Origin of the sequence: Halomarina litorea (genome assembly GCF_024227715.1) — an archaeon.
GTDB classification, from domain to species: Archaea; Halobacteriota; Halobacteria; order Halobacteriales; family Haloarculaceae; genus Halomarina; species Halomarina litorea.
Map to the genome: position 1 here is coordinate 2,958,970 of NZ_CP100448.1, position 20,261 is coordinate 2,979,230.

19 protein-coding genes are annotated in these 20,261 nt (G+C 69.0%); 6 read left to right on the forward strand and 13 right to left on the reverse strand.

What is annotated here, in order from left to right; genetic code table 11:
• Positions 1 to 44: 44 nt before the first annotated feature.
• A complete protein-coding gene (locus NKG96_RS16290; RefSeq protein ID WP_254536227.1) occupies positions 45 to 728 on the reverse strand; it encodes a potassium channel family protein in 684 nt (227 codons plus the stop codon).
• Positions 729 to 809: 81 nt separating this feature from the next.
• Here NKG96_RS16290 and NKG96_RS16295 point away from each other — a divergent pair, with 81 nt between their 5' ends.
• Genes NKG96_RS16295 through NKG96_RS16305 form a run of 3 tightly spaced genes read left to right on the forward strand, consistent with a single transcriptional unit; the run spans position 810 to position 2,315 of the window.
• A complete protein-coding gene (locus NKG96_RS16295; protein WP_254536228.1) occupies positions 810 to 1,028 on the forward strand; it encodes a hypothetical protein in 219 nt (72 codons plus the stop codon).
• 53 nt (positions 1,029 to 1,081) lie between these two features.
• Positions 1,082 to 1,771, forward strand: a complete 690-nt coding sequence (locus NKG96_RS16300) for a metal-dependent hydrolase (protein ID WP_254536229.1) — start codon at positions 1,082 to 1,084, stop codon at positions 1,769 to 1,771.
• Positions 1,772 to 1,793: 22 nt separating this feature from the next.
• Entirely contained in the window at positions 1,794 to 2,315 is a 522-nt protein-coding gene (locus NKG96_RS16305) for a GNAT family N-acetyltransferase (RefSeq protein WP_254536230.1), read from the forward strand.
• On the opposite strand, the gene NKG96_RS16310 is transcribed toward NKG96_RS16305, so the two are convergent.
• The 4 genes from NKG96_RS16310 to NKG96_RS16325 form a co-directional block, all read right to left on the reverse strand.
• On the reverse strand, positions 2,300 to 2,866 hold the full coding sequence (locus tag NKG96_RS16310) for a DUF7978 family protein (protein ID WP_254536231.1): 567 nt from the start codon (positions 2,864 to 2,866) through the stop codon (positions 2,300 to 2,302). The two genes, NKG96_RS16305 and NKG96_RS16310, sit on opposite strands and share 16 nt — an antisense overlap.
• 65 nt (positions 2,867 to 2,931) lie before the next feature.
• The gene (locus NKG96_RS16315) at positions 2,932 to 3,564 is read right to left on the reverse strand and encodes a GNAT family N-acetyltransferase (RefSeq protein ID WP_254536232.1); all 633 of its coding nucleotides are present in this window, start codon (positions 3,562 to 3,564) and stop codon (positions 2,932 to 2,934) included.
• A gap of 69 nt (positions 3,565 to 3,633) precedes the next feature.
• The gene (locus NKG96_RS16320) at positions 3,634 to 4,086 is read right to left on the reverse strand and encodes a pyridoxamine 5'-phosphate oxidase family protein (RefSeq protein ID WP_254536233.1); all 453 of its coding nucleotides are present in this window, start codon (positions 4,084 to 4,086) and stop codon (positions 3,634 to 3,636) included.
• A 63-nt stretch (positions 4,087 to 4,149) separates the two neighbouring features.
• A complete protein-coding gene (locus NKG96_RS16325; RefSeq protein ID WP_254536234.1) occupies positions 4,150 to 4,620 on the reverse strand; it encodes a helix-turn-helix transcriptional regulator in 471 nt (156 codons plus the stop codon).
• A 143-nt stretch (positions 4,621 to 4,763) separates the two neighbouring features.
• On the opposite strand from NKG96_RS16325, the gene NKG96_RS16330 reads away from it, so the two are divergent.
• Complete coding sequence (locus NKG96_RS16330) at positions 4,764 to 6,245, forward strand: replication factor C large subunit (protein WP_254536235.1); 1,482 nt, start codon at positions 4,764 to 4,766, stop codon at positions 6,243 to 6,245.
• Positions 6,246 to 6,254: 9 nt separating this feature from the next.
• Here NKG96_RS16330 and NKG96_RS16335 read toward each other — a convergent pair whose 3' ends face one another.
• From NKG96_RS16335 to NKG96_RS16360, 6 genes are all read right to left on the reverse strand, one after another.
• Positions 6,255 to 7,988 carry a Na+/H+ antiporter NhaC family protein gene (locus tag NKG96_RS16335; protein WP_254536236.1) on the reverse strand — a complete coding sequence of 578 codons (1,734 nt, stop codon included), beginning with the start codon at positions 7,986 to 7,988 and terminating at the stop codon, positions 6,255 to 6,257.
• 61 nt (positions 7,989 to 8,049) lie between these two features.
• Positions 8,050 to 9,039 (reverse strand): amino acid ABC transporter permease, encoded by a 990-nt coding sequence (locus NKG96_RS16340; protein ID WP_254536237.1) that lies wholly within the window; start codon positions 9,037 to 9,039, stop codon positions 8,050 to 8,052.
• 1 nt (position 9,040) lies between these two features.
• On the reverse strand, positions 9,041 to 9,799 hold the full coding sequence (locus NKG96_RS16345) for an amino acid ABC transporter ATP-binding protein (RefSeq protein WP_254536238.1): 759 nt from the start codon (positions 9,797 to 9,799) through the stop codon (positions 9,041 to 9,043).
• Complete coding sequence (locus NKG96_RS16350; RefSeq protein WP_254536239.1) at positions 9,796 to 10,566, reverse strand: amino acid ABC transporter permease; 771 nt, start codon at positions 10,564 to 10,566, stop codon at positions 9,796 to 9,798. Before NKG96_RS16350 ends, NKG96_RS16345 begins: the two co-directional genes overlap by 4 nt.
• 4 nt (positions 10,567 to 10,570) lie before the next feature.
• Positions 10,571 to 11,470, reverse strand: coding sequence for a basic amino acid ABC transporter substrate-binding protein (locus NKG96_RS16355; protein ID WP_254536240.1), 900 nt, complete (start codon positions 11,468 to 11,470; stop codon positions 10,571 to 10,573).
• Between the two features lie 62 nt (positions 11,471 to 11,532).
• Positions 11,533 to 12,363: a COX15/CtaA family protein gene (locus tag NKG96_RS16360; protein WP_254536241.1), complete on the reverse strand. Its 831-nt coding sequence runs from the start codon at positions 12,361 to 12,363 to the stop codon at positions 11,533 to 11,535.
• Between the two features lie 107 nt (positions 12,364 to 12,470).
• Here NKG96_RS16360 and NKG96_RS16365 point away from each other — a divergent pair, with 107 nt between their 5' ends.
• A complete protein-coding gene (locus NKG96_RS16365; RefSeq protein ID WP_254536242.1) occupies positions 12,471 to 14,738 on the forward strand; it encodes an NADP-dependent malic enzyme in 2,268 nt (755 codons plus the stop codon).
• A 406-nt stretch (positions 14,739 to 15,144) separates the two neighbouring features.
• Here the strand turns inward: NKG96_RS16365 and aceB are convergent, their stop codons facing one another.
• Both aceB and aceA read right to left on the reverse strand, forming a co-directional pair.
• The gene (gene aceB / locus NKG96_RS16370; protein WP_254538159.1) at positions 15,145 to 16,446 is read right to left on the reverse strand and encodes a malate synthase AceB; all 1,302 of its coding nucleotides are present in this window, start codon (positions 16,444 to 16,446) and stop codon (positions 15,145 to 15,147) included.
• 102 nt (positions 16,447 to 16,548) lie between these two features.
• The gene (gene aceA, locus NKG96_RS16375) at positions 16,549 to 17,616 is read right to left on the reverse strand and encodes an isocitrate lyase (RefSeq protein ID WP_254536243.1); all 1,068 of its coding nucleotides are present in this window, start codon (positions 17,614 to 17,616) and stop codon (positions 16,549 to 16,551) included.
• A 231-nt stretch (positions 17,617 to 17,847) separates the two neighbouring features.
• Here aceA and NKG96_RS16380 point away from each other — a divergent pair, with 231 nt between their 5' ends.
• The gene (locus NKG96_RS16380; RefSeq protein ID WP_254536244.1) at positions 17,848 to 20,229 is read left to right on the forward strand and encodes a PAS domain S-box protein; all 2,382 of its coding nucleotides are present in this window, start codon (positions 17,848 to 17,850) and stop codon (positions 20,227 to 20,229) included.
• Positions 20,230 to 20,261: the final 32 nt, after the last annotated feature.

The window sequence follows — 20,261 nt, forward strand, 5'->3', positions numbered from 1 at the left end:
GGTCTCGTCCCCATCCTCCCCACCGCGCGCCCGGCTTTTCACACTCAGGCGGCTTCCGTCTCCGCGGCCCCTCCGGGGCCGCGCAACTCCTCTCGAATCGCGGCGACGAGGTCCGGCTCCGCGATGAACGCGATCTCGTCGCCCGCCTCGATTTCGGTCTGCGGGAGCGGGATGGTCATGGGTTCGTGGGCGCGCCCGTGGGCGTACACCAGTGCGCCGTCGGGCAGGTCGAGTTCGACCACGCGCTGGCCGACGACCGAAGAGTCCGCGCCGACCCGGACGCTCACCGCCGAGAGGCTGGCGGTGAGGTCGCCGAGCACCTCGAAGTCTCCGCCGAGGAGAGCCGTCTTCGCGCCCGCCGCGCCGAGACGTTCGGGGTAGATGACCTCGTCCACCTCGGCGGCGTACTTCTCGTAGATGTCGGCGTGGTAGTCGTCGTCGATGCGCATCACGGTCCGACAGTCGTAGGCGTCCCCGATGACGCACGCGCCGAGGTTGACGCTCAGATCCCCCGTGAGGCCGCCGAGTGCGTCCGCCTCCTTCACGCCCGCCTCGAGGAGGACGTCCTCGTCGTCGCCCTCGCCGAGGAAGGACTCGAAGCCGAGATTCGACGCCCGTTCGACCTTCTCGGGGTCATTGTCGACGATGGTGATGTCGTGGCCCTCGGAGTCGAGGATGTCGACGGTCCGGATGCCGACCCGTCCGTAGCCCACGATGACGAACTTCATGTCACTCCCTTGCACGACCTGAGGTAATAACCGTTCGCCCGCGGGCGGCAGGTTCAACGCCCCGCCCGCCCTGTGGCGACCATGAGCGACCGGCCCATCCCCGAGACGCACGCCCCCCGCGCCGTCGTCCTCGCGGGCGTGGTGGCGACGCTCCTCGCCGTCGCCGGTGCCGTCGTCGTCGGCGTCGCCGTCGTCGCGGGACCGCTTCCCGGCGACTGGGTGCTCTTCGCCGTCCCCGCCGTCGGACTGCTCGGGTTCGCCGGCCTCGGGACGGTGCTGACCGCGTTCATCGACCGCTGATCGGTGATGAGTGCTAGCGGAAGGCACATTACACTCGCCTCGAAGCCCCCGCCATGCCATCGACCGTCGTCCACTGCGCGCTGGCGGGACTGCTGGCGGCGGCCCTGCTCGGCCCCGCGTTCGACCGTCGCGCGGTGGCCGTCGTTCTCCTCGTCACCGTCGTCCCCGACCTCGACGTGTTCTCGGGGGTCGTCCTCCCGGGAACCCACCGGGCGCTGTTGCACACGCTGCTGGTTCCCGCCCTCGTGGGGGGTCTCGTCGTCTACGACACCCGCCTGCGCGAGCGGTCGTGGCTCCTGGGTCGCCACGGGTGGTGGGGCGTGCGCGTCGCGTGGGTCGCCGTCCTCGCCTACGCGTTCGCCGGCATCGGCCTCGATCTGTTCGTCGGCGGCGCGAACCCCCTCTACCCCCTTCACGACCAGTTCTACCGCTTCTCGGGGAGTATCGAGTACTCCACCCAGCGCGGGTGGGTCCAGACGTTCGTGGAGGTCGCACCGCCGGAGACGGCGAGCGGGGGAGGTGCGGGCGGCAGGGGCGCTCCGACCGTCGACGCCGGGCAGTTGGGGTCGACGGCCGAGGTGCACGTCTCCAGCGGCGTCGACCCGTCGCGCGGGGCCGAACCCGCGGACGTCGACCGGGTGTTCCCCGTGGTGCGGTCGGGGTGGCAACTCCTCCTCGTCCTCACGTCGCTCGTCGCCCTCGCGGGGCGGGCCGTCGAGTCGCGCCGACCGGACCGGCTTTGAGCGTCTCGCCCCACGACCGGACATGGCCAGCGAGGACGCGACCGGCGACGACGCGACCGTCCGGGCGTACGACCCCTCCCGCGACTGGCAGGCGCTGTGGGAGCGAAAGGAGCGCTTCGAACGCGAACTCGGCGGCGGGAAGGACGACGCCACGACGGTCCGCTACGAGGCGAAACTCACGGACGACTACCGCGAGCGCTACCGGGCGTGGGTCGAGAACTGCGTCGAGCGCGAACCGGGGTGCGTCGTCGTCGCGACCGACGCCGACGACCGGGTGGTGGGCTACGCGTTCGTCCTCCCCGAGGACCTCTCGCTCGTCTGGGACGCAGCGGTGCTGAACGAACTCTACCTCGACGAGGACTGGCGGGGGACGGGCGCGGCGGACGCTCTGATGGACGCCGCCGTGGCCCACGCCCGCGATCAAGACCTGCCCATCGACCGGATGGTCCTCGACGTGGACCCCGACAACGACCGCGCGTCCGGCTTCTACGAGAAGCGCGGCTTCGAGCCGTGGGCGGAGATGGTCGCCTACGACCTGAGCTGAGCCGACAGCGCGCCCCCGAGCGTCCCGAAGACGAGCGGGTAGCCGACCCCCGCGAGGGCGACGGCCGTCACGACGCCCACGCTCACGACGACGGTGCCGAAGGCGTGGGCCGACAGCGAGGCCATCGCGAGGGCGGCGACGCCGTACCCGAGGAGCGCGGCGGCCCCGCCCACGACGCCCGCCCGGAGCGTGCGCACGTCCATGACGCGCATCGTCAGCGCTACCGTACAGACGAGTGCCAGCGGCGGGAGGAGGTAGAGCAGGGGCGCGTTGCCCGTCGACCGCGAGACGAAGTTCACCGCCTCGCTCCGCCCCGCGGCGGCCAGTCGCACGTCGACGAAGTGGGCGTTGAAGTAGAGCCACGCCACCGCCTTCCACGTCGGGAGGGTACCACCCCCGAACAGGCCGACCAGCGTGTTCAGCCCCTCCAGTTGCTCGCGGACCCGCCCCGCCGCCGCGAGGTAGGTGACGCCGTAGCCGACGGCCCACGCCATCGCGCCCGCGAGGACGCCCGCCGCCGCCGGGAGGACCGCCCCCTCGTCGTTCGCCATGCGGTGGGGCAGGCGGAGGGAGGGAAAGAGTCTGGTGGCGGGTAGCGCCGGTGGGGGAACCGGGGTCAGTCCCAGTGAAACGTCACGGCGGTTCCGTCATCCTCGTCTCCACCGGTCGCCTCGCACCACTCCTCGCACGAGACGGAGTAGCGCACCGCGTCCCCGACGCTCCCGTCCGGGTTCGCGAGGGCGTTGCGCTCCGTCCCCTCGCGGCGGCCGCCGAAGCGGTCGACGTACTTCTCGATGGCCCGGCGCGACTGTTCGTTCTCGGGGTCGTGGGTCACCGCGACGACTTCGAGGCTCAGGTGCTCGAAGGCGAGTTCGAGGAGCGCCCCGGCGCGTTCGCCCGAGTACCCCCGCCCCCAGAGCGGTTCGCGCAACCAGAGGCCGAGCGTCCCCCGGCGACGGTCCCACTCGAACCCGAGACCGGTCGTGCCGCCCACCTCACCCGCGAGCGGTTCGCCCTCGCGCGTTCGGACGACGTAGGTCGCGTTCTCGCGCTTCTCCCACCCCTCCTCCATCGCAGTCACGAAGTCGTGGGTCGCCTTCGGCGTCGCGTGCGGTTCCCACCCGACGTGTCGGGTTATCTCGTCGATGTGGGGCGCGCCGGCCCTCGTGTGTTCGTAGAGGGCGCGCGTGTCGTCGGTGGTGAGCCGTTCGAGGCGGAGACGCTCCGTCTCGACGGTGTGCGGGAACATACTCCGAACGAGGCGGGAGGGCGCGAAAAGCGTTCCCCGGGGGTGAGAGGCGCTGACAGGCCCGGCGGGCTACTCCCGGATGGGGTTCTCCCGCCGACCCGTCAGCGTCCCCGGGACGAGGCGGAAGAAGTGGAACTCGAGCGTCCGCGTCTCCTCCTCGAAGACGTCGAACAGGGGGATGTCGATGTGACGCATCGCGTCGAGGGTGGCGGTGTCGGGGTGGTCCTCGTCGATGGCCTCGAGTTGCCCCGTGGCGACGACGCTCTGCCATCCCTCGGACGTCTCCCGGTAGGTGACGAAGGTGGCCTGCGCGCCGTCGGTAACCACGTCGTGTTTCCCGCTGTCGGTCCCGAAGGCGAGGCGGAAATAGAACTGGCCGCCCTCGGCGTCGTACCCGTAGGATATCGGCACGGTGTACGGCGGTTCGGCGGCCCCTCGCGCGACCGAGAGGACGCCCGTACCGCCGGTTCCGAGCAGGTCGTCGCGGTCCTCGTCGGTCATCGCCATCGGGTGGTAGTCCATGTGGTTGGGTACCACCCGAAGGGGGAAAAGGTGTGCGTCGAGTGACAGGGGACCGGATCGCGGTCAGTTTCCGCCGACGGCGTCCTCGAAGAGGCGGGCGAGGGCGCGGTGCTGGTGCATCGCCCCTTCGATGCGCCGGGCGACGCGGTCCTCGTCGGCGACGACGTACTCCTTGGTCCGGACGCGCTCGTGGACGGCCAGCAGGCCCTCCTCCGCCAGGCCGTGCAGACAGGGGTAGACGGTGCCGGGGCTGAGTTGCGTGCCGAAGGTGACTGCGACGGCGTTCATGAGCGCTTTCCCGTTGGTCTCGGCGCGGCCCTGCCGCCGACGGACGAGGGTCAGCAGGATGGTCTCCAGGTCGTCTTTCACGCGGCCGTCGTCGACCCCACGGGTGGCGTAGTCGGTGGGTGTCGCGGAGGCCGACGCGGGAGTTTCGGTCTCGACGACGGCTTCGACCGGCACGGTGCTGACGTTCGCTTGCTCATCCATGAACCGTCGTACGTCCATCTGACCAATCAGGAGTTCATCTATCATCGTACCCGTCCCCGTCCCGCGTGGGTACGTGGATAGCAAGACGGGCGACGTCGCCGTGGGTGTGTCCCCCGGCGGGCGGAGCGGATGCGGGCGCGGCGGCGCGCTCCGGAAGCCCTAACCCCGGGTCGGGACAACTGCTGATAATGGCTGACTGGACGGAGACGTACCGCCCGTCGACGCTCGCGGAGGTACGCGGCAACGACAAGGCCCGCGACGCGCTGAGAGAGTGGGCCGAGACGTGGGACGACCACGGGGAGGCGGTCATCCTCCACGGGTCGCCGGGCGTCGGGAAGACCAGCGCGGCCCACGCGCTGGCCAACGACATGGGCTGGCCGACCATCGAACTCAACGCCTCGGACCAGCGCACGAAAGACGCCATCGAGAAGTACGCCGGCGGCGCGGCGATGAACCAGTCGCTGTCGGGAGCGGGCCGACAGCTCGTAATCATGGACGAGGCGGACAACGTCCACGGCAACGCGGACCGGGGCGGCGCGCGGGCCATCACCCGCCTCGTCAAGGAGGCCCGCCAGCCCGTCGTCCTCATCGCCAACGAGTTCTACGAGATGTCAAACGGCCTGCGCAACGCCTGCCGGGACATCGAGTTTCGGGACGTCTCGGCGCGCTCCATCGTCCCCGTCCTCCGAGACATCTGTCGAAAGGAGGGCATCGAGTACGAGAGCGAGGCGCTGGAGGCCATCGCCGAACAGAACAGCGGCGACCTGCGCGGGGCGGTCAACGACCTGCAGGCACTCGCGGAGGCGACGGAGCGCCTCACCCGCGAGGACGTGGTGACGAGCGACCGCGACAAGACGGAGGGCATCTTCCAGTTGCTCGACGCCGTCCTCAAGGAGGAGGACGCCGAGGGAGCGCTCAAATTCAGCTACGACGTCGACGAGACGCCCGACGACATGATCAACTGGATCGAGGACAACGTCCCGAAGGACTACTCGGGACCCGAACTCGCGGACGCCTACGGGGCCCTCTCGGACGCCGATCGGTGGCTCGGCCGGGTGCGCGCCACGCAGAACTACTCGTTCTGGCGCTACGCGGCCGACGACATGACCGCCGGGGTGGCCGCCGCCCGCTCGGAGCCGAAAGGCGGGTGGACGCGCTACGGCCCGCCGAGTTACTGGTCGAAACTCGGACGCTCGCGGGGAAAGCGCGACAGGCGCGACTACGTCGCCCGGCAGATCGCCGAGACGGGCGGGATGTCGATGGCCACAGCGCGCCGGCAGGTCCTCCCGTACCTCGCGGCGATGACCCACCACTGCAAGAACCGCGAACTCACCGTCAGGATGGCCGCCCGCTACGAACTGGAGGCGAAACACGTCGCGTTCGTCACGGGGAGTGGCGAGAGCACGAACAAGGTCCAGTCCATCGTCGCTGACGCCGAGGAACTGCGCGAACGGGCCGCCGTCGACCACAGCGAGGGGGCGTTCGCCGGCGGGCAGTTCGAGGGCGGCGAGGTCGACGAGGGTGAGGCAAAGGGGGGCACGGAAGCGAGCGACGGCGGCGACGACACCGACTCCGACCCGGAACCGGACGCAGAGACTGCCTCAAAACCCGCGGAGGAGGCGGAAGCGAACGACGGCGACCAGCAGTCCGGCCTCAGCGACTTCTTCTGAGCTGCCGTCTCAGTACGGGATGACCCGGAAGCCCTCGGGGAGCAACAGGCCCGCGAGGACGAACAGCGTCGCGGCGATGCCGGCGGCGATGAGCGCGTAGGGAATCTGCGTGCGGACGTGGACGAGGTGGTCGGACCCGCTGGTCGAGGAGGCGAGCACGGTGGTGTCGGAGATGGGCGAGGAGTGGTCGCCGAAGATACCGCCCGAGAACACCGCGCCGAGCACTAACGGGAGGTTCGCCCCGCTGGCGAAGGCGACGGGGATGGCGATGGGGAACATGATGCCGTAGGTCGACCACGAACTGCCGTCGGAGAAGCTGACGAAACTCGTCACGAGGAAGACGGTGACCGGGATTATCCACGCCGGGACGCCCCGGAACCAGTCGGTGACGAAGTCCGCGATGCCGAGCGTGGTCACGGAGTTCTGGATGGCGCTGGCGAACGCGAGGACGAGGGCGGCGAGGAAGATGCCCTTGAACCCCTGCAGGAGGGCGTCGGTCGCCTCGTCGTTCGACGGGATGTTTCCCTGTACGCGGTACATGACGAAGGCGACGACCAGCGCCGTCGTCGCTGCCAGCCCGAGTTTGACGCCGCCGATGTCGAACGCCCACGGGCCGCCCGCGGGCAGGAGGAGGCGGTAGCCTCCGACCGCGAACACCTCGTTCAGTTCCGGCGTCACGACGACGGGCGAGGCCCGCCAGAACATCGCCCCGAGGCCGACGGCGACCATCACGCCGATGGGGACGGCGAAGTTCCGCCAGTCGGGCGTCGCTCCCTCGTACATCGCGTAGTTCGACATCTCCTCGCTGAGCATGGGGTCGTGGTCCTCACCCACCACGTTCCCCTCCTCGCGGGCGCGGCGTTCCTCGCGGGCCATCCCGGCGATGTTCGGGAGAACCTGCCACGCGACGAGGGCGGCGAGAGCGAGCGCGATCCACGAGTAGAAGCCGGTGAAGAGGGTGTTGAAGAACAGCGGCCACACCTCCTGTGTGACGGCGGAGGCGGACTCGCCGGACCCGCTGACGTACCCCGACAGTCGCTCTGGGAGCGTCCCCTGTCGCCGTGCCTCGGCGAGACCCGCGCCGATGAAGCCGATCATGGCCGCCCCCCACGTGGAGTAGAACGCGAGACGGGAGGCGGGACTGCCCGCGCTGTCGACGTAGTAGGCGAGTTTCGCCCGCGAGACGTCGTACCTGTCAGTCAGCGGGCGCATCATCGAGCCGACCACGAGGCAGTTGAAGTAGTCGTCGATGTGGACGGCGATACCGGCGAGGAAGGCGGCCTTCTCCGCGTCCTCGGGGGAGTCGGCCCAGTCCGCGAGGGCCTCGAGGACGCCCCGAATCGCCCCGGCGCGAATCATCAGGCCGATGAGGCCGCCGATGGCGAAGATGGCCAGCAGGACGTTCTCGACGTACCACGCGTCGCTGAACAGCGGTGCCGTCGCGACGAGCGTCGGGACGACGGTGAGGCCGAAGACGCTCCCGAGGACGTTGCCCGTCGTGACGGGACCCAGCGAGAGCGTCGTCATCCCGAGCGAGAGGACGAACTCGGGGAGCAAGACTGGCCCCACCAGATCCGCGGGGACGCCCACCGCGCCCGGCGAGAGCGCTCCGTAGACGACGCCCGCGCTCGCCACGCCCGCGAACAGGCCGACGAGGGCCTCCCTCGTGTACCACGCCAGCGCGATAGCGGCCAGCGCCGGGACGAGCGACCAGACGCCCGCATCGATGCTCTCCAGAGCCATGCCCCCACGCTCACGCCGGAGACGCAAAAACAGTCGGAATGCGGACGACAGGTACGTGAACTCAGCGTCCGCCGCGGACGCTCAGCCCCGGGATGGCGACACGGTCCTCGACCCACCCCATGAACCCCGTCGCCGAGAGGACGAGTGCGAGGTAGAACAGTGCGACGACGGCGTACATATCCACGTATCGGAACGTTTCGTTGGCGACGGTGTCCGCCTCGAAGAACAGCTCCGTGACGGTGATGAACGCCGCCAGCGAGGAGTACTTGATGAGGTAGACGAGTTCGTTCGTCCAGCCGGGAATCGCGTACCTGAGACCCTGCGGGAGGACGACGTACCGGATGCCCTCCAGTCGCGAGAGGCCGATGGCGCGCGCCGCCGTCAACTGCCCGGCCTCGACGGATTCGAGCGCCGAGCGGATGTACTCCGCCTGGTAGGCCGCGCTGTTGACGGTGAAGCCGACGATGGCAACCCACACCGCCGCTGCGGGGAGGACGCCCCCCGAGATGTCCCGGAAGTACTGCGAGAGGTTCAGCCCGAAGTAGAGGACGAATAGCTGGGCGAGCAGGGGCGTCCCCCGCAGGAGTTCGATGTAGCCGAGCGAGAGCGCCCGCGCGCCTCTCCCACCGTAGACGCGGGCGACGCTCAGCGCGATGGCGATTGGCAGGCCGAACAGGATGCCGGCGACGGTCAGCACCACCGTCGTCCACGCCCCGCTCGCCAGCGTCGGGAGGTGCTGGACCGCCAGCGCGGCGATGCGCGCCACGTCCGAGAACCAGAACCAGAATCCCGCGACGAAGTCGGCGAGGCCCGCGAGCGCGCCGCCCGTCGCGTCGATGATTCGGGCGTCGTCGTGGAGGCTCTCGGCGAGCGCCTCGAACGGCCCCGCGGGGAAGAAGGGGGTCGTGTAACCGAGCCAGTTGGCCACCCACCGGACGACGAGCCACGCCCAGAACAGCACGCCCGCGGCGAGCGCCACCGCCCGGCCCGACGGACTGGCGACGGCGACCCGGTCGTAGGTGCGGCGCGCCGTCGAGCGCTCGCCGGCCATCTCAGACCTCCTCCTCGGAGAGGTTCGTCAGGCGACGGAGGAACTCCGCCGTGCGCTCGTTCTCGGGGTCGTCGAACAACTGGTCGGGCGGACCGCGCTCCACGATCTTCCCCTCGTCGAGGAACATCAGGCGCGAGGCGGCCTGCCGGGCGAAACCCATCTCGTGGGTGACGACGAGCATCGTCATCCCGCCCTCCGCGAGGTCACGCATCACTTCGAGGACCTCGCCGACGAGTTCCGGGTCGAGCGCGCTCGTCGGTTCGTCGAACAGCAACAGGTCGGGGTCCATCGCCAGCGCCCGGGCGATGCCCACCCGCTGTTTCTGCCCGCCGGAGAGTTCGGCGGGGTAGGACTCGGTCTGCCGGGCCAGCCCCACCTGTTCGAGGTGCTCGTTCGCCCGTTGGTTCGCCTCCTCGCGGCTCATCCCGAGGACGCGCCGCAGGCCGAGCGTGACGTTCTCGCGGGCCGTGAGGTGCGCGAAGAGGTTGATGTCCTGAAACACCATCCCGACGCGCCGCCGTAGGTCGTTCTCGTCCATCGCCATCACGGACTCGCCGTCGAGGTAGATGTCGCCGCCCTGGAACTCCGTGAGGCGGTTGACACACCGCAGGAGCGTGGACTTCCCCGACCCGCTGGGACCGATGAGCACTTCCACGTCCTGCGGGTCGAGGTCGAAACTGATGCCCCGGAGCACCTGTTCGTCGCCGTAGGACTTCTGCAGGTCCTCGACCCGGAGTAGAGGGCTGGAGTCGGGGCTCATCGGTCACCACCCGGGACGGCGTAGTGGCGCCCGATGGCGTCCAGCGTGCGGTTCGTCGCGAAGGTGAGCACGAAGTACACCACCGAGATGAACAGGATGACCTCGAGGATGGCCGTCGTGGACTCCACGAACAGGTCCTCGCTCCTGCTCAACAGTTCCGTGAGGCCGATGGCGAACGCCACCGACGTGTCCTTCAGGACGATGGTGAACTCGTTCTGGAAGCCCGGAATCGACCGCCTGAGCGCCTGCGGGAGGATGACGTACCGGATGGCCTCCAGTTTGGAGAGGCCCACCGCGCGGGCGGCCTCCATCTGCCCCTCGCTGACGCTCTGGAGCGCCCCGCGGAATATCTGCGCCTGGTAGGCGGCGCTCCGCAGGCCGAGACCGATGGTCGCGGCGGTGAACGCGCTCAGCCCGATGGTGAGCGGGCCGAGTCCGGGAACGGTGAACGACAGGTTCCCCTCCGGGAGCGGGAACGGCGCGGCGAAGAACATGAACACGAGAATGACGACGATGGGCGTCCCGCGCAGGAGGACGCCCGCGCCGCTCACGAGCGAGCGGAGCGGCCCGCTGCCGTACACCTCGATGGCCCCCGCGGGGAACCCCGCGAGCAGGCCCAGTACCACCGCCGTCGCCGTCAACAGGACGGTGACGACGGCCCCCAACAGCAGGTAGTCGGCGTTCTCGACGACGAACGCCCAGTCGGACACCGGTTGGCCCTGCAGGAGGGCGTCGGCCGACAGCGAGGCGACAGCCAGGGGGCCCATCTGCTTACGACCCGCTGAACCACTTGTTGCGCAACTCCTCGTAGGTGCCGTCGTCTTGGACCGTCGCCAGCCCCTCGTTGAGTGCGCTGATCATCTCCTCTTCGTCCTGTCGGAGGCCGAAGCCGTACTCCTCGCCCGTCTCGTAGGTGAACGCGACGGTCACGTCGCGCTGGGCCTGGAACGTCTCGGCGACGGGCTTGTCGAGGACGATGGCGTCGATGTTGCCGTTCTCCAGATCCTGTACCGCGAGCGTGTAGTTGCCGTAGGCCTTGTAGTTCGACTGCTCCAGTTTGCCCTGCTCGATGAGTTCGGACTTGACGACGCCCTCGCCGGTGGTCCCCTTCTGCGCGCCGATGGGGTGGCCCGACAGGTCGTCGAGCGACCCCGGCGAGAACTCGCCGTCGGCGCGCACGAGCACCGACTGGTTGGCGTCGTAGTAGGGGTCCGAGAACGCGATGGTCTGCTTGCGCTCCTCGGTGATGGTCATCGCCGCCGCGATGACGTCGATTCGGCTGTTGGTGAGCGCGGGGATGAGGCCGCTGAAGTCGAACTCCTCCCAGCCGCCGAGTTCGTAGCCGGGGGCCGCCGCGACGACAGCCTCCAGCAGTTCGACGTCGAAGCCGGTCAGTTCGCCGCCCTCCTTGATCTCGAACGGGGGGAAGCCGGGCGCGGTCCCGGCGGTGATGGTCGTCGTCTCGCCGCCACCGTCGCCCCCGGTGGTCGTCTCGCCGGACCCGTTGCCGGACGTGTTCCCGTCGGTCGTTCCGGTCCCGTTGCCGCCGTCGCCGCCCGACCCGTTGTCCTCGGCGGGCGGTTCGCCGAGACAGCCGGCGAGGGCCATCGCGGTGCCGGACCCGAACGCGGCGAGGTACGCACGTCGACTCGTGGAACGCTCTCGTGACATACCCCTGCATGCGCGTGAGTGCTGTTTCAAGCTTTCGTACTCGCCGGGAGGGACCGCGCCGGTCAGTCGCCGCCGGGGACGCCACGGGGGCGGTCGCGGGCCGACCGACGCCGGGTGACCCACGCCGCCGCGCCCGCCAGCGCGAACGCGAGGAGCGTCGCGGCGACCGTCAGTAGTTGGCCCGTCTCGCCGTACACCTGCCGCCCGACGACGAGGAGGCCGAACAAGAGCGACGCGCCGCCGAGCGTCGCGGGACGGATGCGGCCGAGGCCGGGGACCCGCCTGGCCCAGACCGTCGCCGCGACGAGGGCGGCGTAGGCCGTCAGCGCCGCCGCGTAGTAGCCGACTTGCACCCCGGCGCTGTAGATGACGAACAGGCGCGGGGTGAACGCGAGGACGACGGGGAGGACGAGAACCGCGACGGTGGTCGCCTGCCGGACGCGGTCCGCGTCGACGGCCGAATCGACGCTCCAGAGTGCCGCCAGCACCACGCCCGTGAAGATGGTCGTCGCGGTGACGAAGTGTGCGGTGAGGATGAGCCACTCGTACTCCGTGACGGTGAGCGCGCCCAGTACGATCTGTGCGGGGAGGATGACCGTCGCGGCGGCGAGTGCGCCCTTGACCCGGCGACTCCGGCCGCGACGGAACGCCGCGACGGTGGTGCCGAGGATGACGAACCCGGTCACCATCGCCACGAGACGGTGGAACCACTCGATGAAGCTCCCCCAGTTGGCGGGGAACAGGCCGAACACCGCGCCGTCACACAGCGGCCAGCGGGCCTCACAGGTCAACCCCGCGCCCGCGGCAGCGGTGTAGACGCCCAGCAGGATGAGAACGAACGTCAGCGCCGCCGAGAGCGCCGCGAGGGTGCGGAACCGGAAGCGGGACTCCATACTCGCGCTCGGGACCCGACGCACTTACCGCCACCGTTCGGCGACGCACCGGTCGACCCGCTTGCGCCCTCGGTTAGCTTTTTACCGTCACTGGACGGGGTGGCACCATGGGACTCGAGGAGGACTCTCTGGAATATCATCGCCAGGACCCGCCCGGCAAGATCGAGATCAGCACGACCAAGCCCACGAACACCCAGCGAGACCTCTCGCTGGCGTACTCGCCGGGGGTCGCCGCGCCGTGTCTCGAAATCGCCGACGACCCGGACGAGGCGTACACGTACACCGCGAAGGGGAACATGGTGGGCGTCGTCTCGAACGGCTCCGCCGTCCTCGGCCTCGGTGACATCGGGGCGCAGGCCTCCAAGCCGGTCATGGAGGGGAAGGGCGTGCTGTTCAAGCGCTTCGCCGACATCGACGTCTTCGACATCGAACTCGACGAGGACGACCCGAAGGCGTTCATCGACCACGTCCGGGCGATGGAGCCGACGTTCGGGGGCATCAACTTAGAGGACATCAAGGCCCCCGAGTGCTTCGAGATAGAGGAACGCCTGCGCGAGGAGATGTCCATCCCCGTCTTCCACGACGACCAGCACGGCACCGCCATCATCTCCGGGGCGGCGCTGCTCAATGCCGCCGACATCGCCGACAAGGACCTCTCTGACCTCGAAATCGTCTTCTCCGGTGCCGGCGCGAGCGCCATCGCCACCGCGAACTTCTACGTCTCGCTGGGCGCGAAGCGGGAGAACATCACCATGTGTGACTCCTCGGGCATCATCACGACCGACCGCGCCGAGGCGGGCGACGTCAACGAGTTCAAACGCGAGTACGCCCGCGACCTGCCCGAGGGCGACCTCGCCGACGCCATGGAGGGCGCGGACGTGTTCGTCGGTCTCTCCGTCGGGGGCATCGTCTCGCAGGAGATGGTCCGGTCGATGGCCGACGACCCCATCATCTTCGCGATGGCCAACCCCGACCCCGAAATCACCTACCCGGTCGCCAAGGACGCCCGCGACGACACCGTCATCATGGGCACCGGGCGGTCTGACTACCCGAACCAGGTGAACAACGTCCTCGGGTTCCCCTTCATCTTCCGGGGGGCACTCGACGTGCGTGCGACGGACATCAACGAAGAGATGAAACTCGCCTGCGCCAGCGCGCTGGCGGACCTCGCGCGACAGGACGTCCCCGACGCCGTCGTGAAGGCCTACGGCGACCAGCCGCTCCAGTTCGGCCCCGACTACATCATCCCCAAGCCCGTCGACCCCCGGGTGATGTTCGAGGTGGCCCCCGCCGTCGCGGAGGCGGCCATGGAGTCCGGCGCGGCCAGACGGGACATCGACGTCGACCAGTACCGCGAGCAGTTGGAGGCGCGCCTCGGCAAGTCTCGCGAGATGATGCGCGTCGTCCTCAACAAGGCCAAGAGCGAACCCAAGCGCGTCGTCCTCGCGGAGGGCGGCGACGAGAAGATGATCCGCGCGGCCTACCAGCTCATCGAGCAGGGCATCGCGGAGCCGGTCCTCCTCGGGGACAGCGACGTCATCCGACGGACGGCCGACACGCTCGGGCTAGACTTCGACCCCGAAATCGTCGACCCGGACGACCGGGACCTGGAGGTGTACGCCGACCGGTTACACGAACTCCGGAGGCGAAAGGGCGTCACTCGCCGCGAGGCGTCGGAACTCATCGAGGACGGCAACTACCTCGGGAGCGTGATGGTGGAGATGGGCGACGCGGACGCCATGCTCACCGGCCTGATGCACCACTACCCGAGCGCGCTCCGCCCACCTCTGCAGGTCGTGGGCACCGCCCCCGACGCCGACTACGCGGCGGGCGTCTACATGCTGACGTTCAAGAACCGCGTCATCTTCTGTGCGGACGCTACGGTCAATCAGGACCCCGACGAGGACGTCCTCGCCGAGGTGACGAAACAGACCGCGAAGCTCGCCCGCCGGTTCAACGTCGAACCGCGCGCCGCGCTGCTGTCGTACTCGGACTTCGGGAGCGTGAACAACGAGGGCACCCGCAAACCCCGCGACGCCTCGAAGCTCCTGCGGTCGGACCCGGAGGTGGACTTCCCCGTCGACGGCGAGATGCAGGCCGACACCGCGGTGGTCGAGGAGATGCTCAACGGCACCTACGAGTTCTGTGACCTCGACGAACCCGCCAACGTCCTCGTCTTCCCCAATCTGGAGGCAGGGAACATCGGCTACAAACTCCTCCAGCGACTCGGCGGCGCGGAGGCCATCGGGCCGATGCTCGTCGGCATGGACAAGCCCGTCCACGTCCTCCAGCGCGGCGACGAGGTCAAGGACATCGTCAACCTCGCCGGCGTGGCGGTGGTCGACGCACAGGAGCGAGAGCGGGACGCGGAGTGAGGGCGGCGGGCGAGTAGCGCCGTTCTCGGGCCGTCCCCGAGAATCGCGTCACGCGAGTGACGTCTCGCACGCGCACAGTTCTACGGGTTCGCACGGCTCACGGGGCGAGTGGCGACTCGGCGCGGCGACGCCGTGTGTCACGCGCGAGCGCGTCCGGTGGCCACGGCCGACGGACGACGCGCAGGTGGCGAACAGGTGACGGCGTCGGTGACGCGAGGCCGCCCGTCACGCTCCCGCGGTCCGACGCCGTGGCGTCGGGACGGCCCTCGCGACGACTGGTCAGCGCACGGGCGGTGCTGGTCCCGTTCCGGTACGTGAACCCTCGGGTGGCTCGTGAACTGTCGGACCGTCGGCTCCCGGCGGGGTGGCGGTCGAAAGAAACGGGGAGTCGGGTGCGAAACCGGAATCAGGCGCCGACGTTCGTCGCGCGCTCGACGATGTCCTCGCCGTACATCTCCTCGAGTTCCTCGTGCTGGTCGGGGCGGTTCTCGTAGACGTCCTGGAACAGGCTGATGGGCGTCATCGCGGCCTGGTAGGTCGCCTCGTCCCACATGCGGTCGTTGCTGATTTCGACCTCGACGTCGTCGATGACGATGGTCGCGGAGCGCTCCATCGCGATGGCGCCGGTACCGCCCTCGCGGGCCGCCTCGAACTCCTCCATGGAGTCGACGATGTCGTCCATGCTCGGGATGTACTGCGCGAGGTCCAGCAGTTCCTCGCTGAGTTCGTCCTCGTCGAGTTCGTGACGCTCGCCGCCGGCGGTGAGGACGTAGCCGTCACCGCTCTCCTCGAGCGAGAGCTGGTCGCCGCGGTAGACCTGCCGGCCGTCCTCTTCGTCGAGTTCGACCGTCGTGTCGCCGACGTCGAGCCGCCAGCTCCCCTCCTTGGGGGGCAGGGGAGACTTGTTGGCCTCGACGACCTGTCCGGGCGTCAGCGACCAGATGCCGAGCATCCCCTTGGCCTGGTTCTCGGTCATGCGCTCGCGGTAGCCCTCGACGTCGCGGATGTCGTCGAAGGGACCGTCGACGGCGATGAGACCGGCCGCGCTCGCGCCGCGCGAGGTGTTGTGGCGGAGTTCCGGCCACGGCGGCAGGTCGCCGCTCGGCGTGATGGCGCGCATGTCCTTGGTGTAGTCGACCTCGCCGTCGACCAGCAGGAACATCCGCTCCATGTTGTTCGTCCGCTTGACCATCTCGTCGGGAAGTTCGCCCATCGCGAGCTCCGAGAGGCCGCTCTCGATGATGACGGACATCTTGATGGACCCCTCCTCGAAGCCGTACTCGTTCTCGATGATGGTGAGGAACTCGTCGGCCTTCTTCCAGTCGTCGATGCCGCCGACCTCGGGGATGACGAACCCGTCGATGTGCTCTGCGGCACCGTTCTCGGGGTCCATGATGCGGAGCATCTGCTGGAAGCCCTGATAGCGCGTCGAGGGGCTGTCGCGGTGCCAGACGACGCGCGGGTGAATCTCGCCGGGGAAGTCGGCCCCCTGCTCGGAGACGACCTCGATGATGTTGTCGACGCCCTCCTCGCGCATGGAGGGGGCCGTCGCGTCCTCGTTGTCCGGCACCCAGACGTCGGGGGCCTGCATCCCGCGGAGCTGGCCCGCGCTTCGAATCATCTTGGCGGAGTCCTCCTCGCCCTGCAGCGCCGTCGGCGAAGTGAAGAACGTCCGCACGAACTCCCGCTCGTGTTTGCGTTCGACCATGTGAGTCACGGACGGCTATGTAGGGGGTACTGTTAAGCGTTGAAGTAGAGGCAGTACTGCGGACAGGTCAGTGCGGCGAAAAAACGGTGAGCGGGCGGCGGTTCAGTCGTCCGTGGACTCGGAGGAGATGGGGTCCGCCTCGTCCTCCTTGAAGCCGGCAGACTTCTCCATGCGCTCGCCGGCCTTGGGGTCGAACTGCGCCTCGATGTCCTGGTAGCGCGGGACAAAGGAGAGCTGGTGGTGGCTCTCGGTCTCGTGACCGAGGTAGCGCTCCTCGAGGTCGAACTGGCCCTGTTCCGCGTTCTCCGCGAGGTTCTTCATGTCCTCGTAGGCGGCGTGCGCACCCGAGTGCAGGGCGAACAGCGTGATGAAGATGTACTTGTAGCCGAGGTCGCCCAGTTCCGCGAACGTCAGCGGGTCGTCCTCCTGGCTCCAGGCGAAACTGGACGAGTAGTTGAACGCCAGCTTCAGGTCGGGGTGGGTCTCGTGGATGGTCTCGGCGTAGTTGACCGCGTCCTCGCGCGAGGGGTCGGGCATCTCGGGCCAGACGATGTCGACGCCCGCGTCGGCGTAGAGGCGGCCGCGTTCGAGGTGCTCCTCCCAGTCGCCGTTGGCGGAGCCGTAGGCGTCCGTACGGGCGATGATGACGGTGTCCTCGCTCTGCTTGGCGTCGACGGCGGCCGAGAAGCGCGCGACGGCCTCGTCACGCGAGACGATCTGCTTGCCGGCGATGTGGCCACAGCGCTTGGGGCTGGTCTGGTCCTCGATGTGGACGGCGGCGACGCCGACCTTCTCGTACTCGCGGACCGCCCGGCGGACGTTGTGGATGCCGCCGTAGCCGGTGTCACAGTCGGCGATGACCGGGAGGTTCGTCGCCTCGACGATGCGCTTTGCGTTCTCGACCATCTCGGTCATCGTGACCATCTCGAGGTCGGGGAAGCCGAACTGGCCGAGGACCGTGGAGTAGCCCGACATGTAGGCGGCGTCGTGACCCGCCATCTCGGCCAGTCGGGCGTCGAGTGCGTGGTAGAGGCCCGGCGCGAAGACGTACTCCTGATTGTTCAGCATCTCGCGGAGCTGTCGACCAGCCTCGTTGTCGACGTCTCGGATGCTCGCATCCGTGTTCCTGACTCTACTCGCGACCTTGTCCGTACCGTTGTGGTTCGTCATGGTGTGTTCGTGTGAATCGGCCCCGGAGGGCCTGCGGGACGTGTCCCGCGTCGTACGCATCAGCCTCTGCAACAGTTCGGACTAAAACTGTTATGATTGATAATGATAATATTCTATAATGGCTTTCGCCGACCTTAGTCGCATGACCGCTGTATAAGTGATTGGCATCATCTAGCACGATTCTACACGGCGGCCGTAGCGGTTTACTTCCGTCGCTGCGAACCGCACACAATGGACGAGCAGAGCGAGACACGTCGCGACCCCGGGGCGGGCCCCGCCACTATCCGGGTGTTGTACGTCGACGACGACGACGAGTTCGCCGCGCTCGTCGCCAGCGGGCTGGAACTGGCGGCTGACATCGAAGTCGAGGTGGCCCCCACCGCGAGCGACGCCGTCGAAACGCTCGAAGACGGCGACTCGCGCATCGACTGCGTCGTCTGCGAGTACGACCTCCCCTCGGTCGAGGCACCGGCGCTCGTCGTCCGCCTGCGCCGTCGCCGCCCCTCGCTGCCCGTCATCCTCTTCAGCGACGCCCCGGCGACCGACATCGCGGACGCCGTCTCCGCGGGCGTCACCGACCACCTCCGGAAGTCCCGGGCCGTCGAGCGCCACGAACAACTCGCCGACCGGGTGCGCGCGAGCGTCCAGCGCACGCGCGCAGAGATCAACTACCGCGAGATATTCGAGAAGGTCGACGCCGGTATCGTCGTCTACGACCCGGCGAGCGTCACCGTCGTCGACGTCAACCGGACGTTCTGCCGGATGCTCGGCTACACCCGCCCGGAACTGCTCGGCGGGGACGGGGAGGTGAGCATCGCGGCCTCCGACTACCAGCGTGAACGCGCCCGGACGCGACTGGCCGCCGCCCACGACGAGGGTCCCCAGCGCTTCGAGTGGCTCGCGGAGACGCGCGGCGGCGACTCCCTCTGGATCGAGGTGAGCCTCCGCGAGGCACGCATCGACGACGAACCCCGCATCCTCGCGATGGTCCGGGACATCTCCGACCGCAAGCGCCGCGAGCGCGAACTCCACGACGAGCGGGCGTTCGTCGACAGCGTCATCGACGGCATCCCGGACGTCCACTACACCTTCGACACCGACGGCACGCTCGTCCGGTGGAACCGACGCATCGAGGAGGTGACGGGCCACGACGAGGAGCAATTGGAGGGGATGCACGCCCTCAAGTTCGTCGCGGAGGCCGACCGCGAGGACATCACCGCCTCGCTGGCCGCCGTCGTCACCAACGGCGAACAGGTGACGACCGAGTCCCGCCTGCTCACCGCCGACGGGGAGACCATCCCCTACGAGTTCACCGCCGCGCCCATCACCGACGAGACGGGGAGCATCGTCGGCCTGACGGGTATCGGTCGGGACATCTCCGACCGGGTCGAACGCGAGCAGTTGCTCGAACACCAGCGCGACGAACTCGAACGCCTCGACCACGTCAACGGCGTCATCCGGAGCATCGTCCGGTCGCTCATCGACGCCGACAGCCGCGAGGACATCGAACAGCACGTCTGTGACCACCTCGCCGCCTCCGAGTTCTACCGCTTCGCGTGGGTCGGCGAGTACAGCACCGCCGACCGGATGGTCAAGCCGCGCGCGTGGGCGGGCGTGGAAGACGGCTACCTCGACGACATCGAGATCCGCATCGACGGCAGCGAGACGAGTCGCGGCCCCGCCGGGCGGGCCATCCGCAACCGCGAGGTGAGCGTCGCCCAACACATCACCGAGGACCCCGACTTCGAACCCTGGCGCGAGGACGCCCTCGAACGCGGGTATCGCTCCTCGGCGGGCGTCCCCATCGTCGCCGGCGAGACGCTGTACGGCGTCGTCGGCGTCTACGCAGACGAACCGGACGCGTTCGACGAGGAGGAACGGGCCGTCCTCGCGGAACTCGGCGAGACCATCGGCTACGCCATCGAGGCGACCGAACGCAAGAGCGCGCTGACGAGCGATGCCGTCATCGAACTGGAACTCCGGTTCGTCGGCACCGACCACTTCGCCCGAACCGTGGCAGAGCGGACCGACGCCACGGTCAGACTGGAGGGCGTCGTCCCCCGCCCCGAGGGGTCGTGCATCGAGTACGTCACCGTCGAGGGCGCGCCCGTCGAGGAGGTCCGGGCGCTCATCGAGGACCACCCCGACGTGCGCTACGTGGCAGTGACGAGCAAGTTCGACCGCGAGGCGCTGTTCGAAGTCCTCGTCGAGGCACCCAGCGTCGCCGCCACCGTCGCCGAACACGGGGCCACCATCCGCGACCTGCGAGTCGAGTCGGACCTGACCATCGTCGCCGACCTCCCGAAGACGACGGACGTCCGGGCGCTGATGGACGCCCTCCAGTCGAGGTTCCCCGGCGTGGAACTGCTCGCCCGCCGCGAGCGCGAACGCTCGCTTCGCACCCGCACCGAGTTCCGCGAGACGCTCGACGAACGGTTGACCGAGCGCCAGCGCACCGCACTGGAGGCCGCCTACCGCGCGGGCTACTTCGAACGCCCACGCCACCGCACCGGCCAGGAGATGGCCGACTCGCTCGACATCTCCCCCTCGACGTTCACCCAGCACCTCCGCGCCGGCCAGCGGAAACTCCTCGGCCTCGTCTTCGACGAGTGACCGGGCGGAGACAGGCCGGGCGGGTGGGCGGC

Excerpts from the sequence above, each read along its gene's own strand:
- NKG96_RS16360 (WP_254536241.1), bottom strand. The coding sequence starts at position 12,363 with ATGGAGTCCCGCTTCCGGTTCCGCACCCTCGCGGCGCTCTCGGCGGCG.
- NKG96_RS16345 (WP_254536238.1), bottom strand. The coding sequence starts at position 9,799 with ATGAGCCCCGACTCCAGCCCTCTACTCCGGGTCGAGGACCTGCAGAAG.
- NKG96_RS16315 (WP_254536232.1), bottom strand. The coding sequence starts at position 3,564 with ATGTTCCCGCACACCGTCGAGACGGAGCGTCTCCGCCTCGAACGGCTC.
- aceB (WP_254538159.1), bottom strand. The coding sequence starts at position 16,446 with ATGGTCGAACGCAAACACGAGCGGGAGTTCGTGCGGACGTTCTTCACT.
- NKG96_RS16350 (WP_254536239.1), bottom strand. The coding sequence starts at position 10,566 with ATGGGCCCCCTGGCTGTCGCCTCGCTGTCGGCCGACGCCCTCCTGCAG.
- NKG96_RS16330 (WP_254536235.1), top strand. The coding sequence starts at position 4,764 with ATGGCTGACTGGACGGAGACGTACCGCCCGTCGACGCTCGCGGAGGTA.
- NKG96_RS16320 (WP_254536233.1), bottom strand. The coding sequence starts at position 4,086 with ATGGACTACCACCCGATGGCGATGACCGACGAGGACCGCGACGACCTG.
- NKG96_RS16355 (WP_254536240.1), bottom strand. The coding sequence starts at position 11,470 with ATGTCACGAGAGCGTTCCACGAGTCGACGTGCGTACCTCGCCGCGTTC.
- NKG96_RS16365 (WP_254536242.1), top strand. The coding sequence starts at position 12,471 with ATGGGACTCGAGGAGGACTCTCTGGAATATCATCGCCAGGACCCGCCC.
- NKG96_RS16300 (WP_254536229.1), top strand. The coding sequence starts at position 1,082 with ATGCCATCGACCGTCGTCCACTGCGCGCTGGCGGGACTGCTGGCGGCG.
- NKG96_RS16295 (WP_254536228.1), top strand. The coding sequence starts at position 810 with ATGAGCGACCGGCCCATCCCCGAGACGCACGCCCCCCGCGCCGTCGTC.
- NKG96_RS16340 (WP_254536237.1), bottom strand. The coding sequence starts at position 9,039 with ATGGCCGGCGAGCGCTCGACGGCGCGCCGCACCTACGACCGGGTCGCC.
- NKG96_RS16335 (WP_254536236.1), bottom strand. The coding sequence starts at position 7,988 with ATGGCTCTGGAGAGCATCGATGCGGGCGTCTGGTCGCTCGTCCCGGCG.
- NKG96_RS16325 (WP_254536234.1), bottom strand. The coding sequence starts at position 4,620 with ATGATAGATGAACTCCTGATTGGTCAGATGGACGTACGACGGTTCATG.
- aceA (WP_254536243.1), bottom strand. The coding sequence starts at position 17,616 with ATGACGAACCACAACGGTACGGACAAGGTCGCGAGTAGAGTCAGGAAC.
- NKG96_RS16290 (WP_254536227.1), bottom strand. The coding sequence starts at position 728 with ATGAAGTTCGTCATCGTGGGCTACGGACGGGTCGGCATCCGGACCGTC.
- NKG96_RS16305 (WP_254536230.1), top strand. The coding sequence starts at position 1,794 with ATGGCCAGCGAGGACGCGACCGGCGACGACGCGACCGTCCGGGCGTAC.
- NKG96_RS16310 (WP_254536231.1), bottom strand. The coding sequence starts at position 2,866 with ATGGCGAACGACGAGGGGGCGGTCCTCCCGGCGGCGGCGGGCGTCCTC.
- NKG96_RS16380 (WP_254536244.1), top strand. The coding sequence starts at position 17,848 with ATGGACGAGCAGAGCGAGACACGTCGCGACCCCGGGGCGGGCCCCGCC.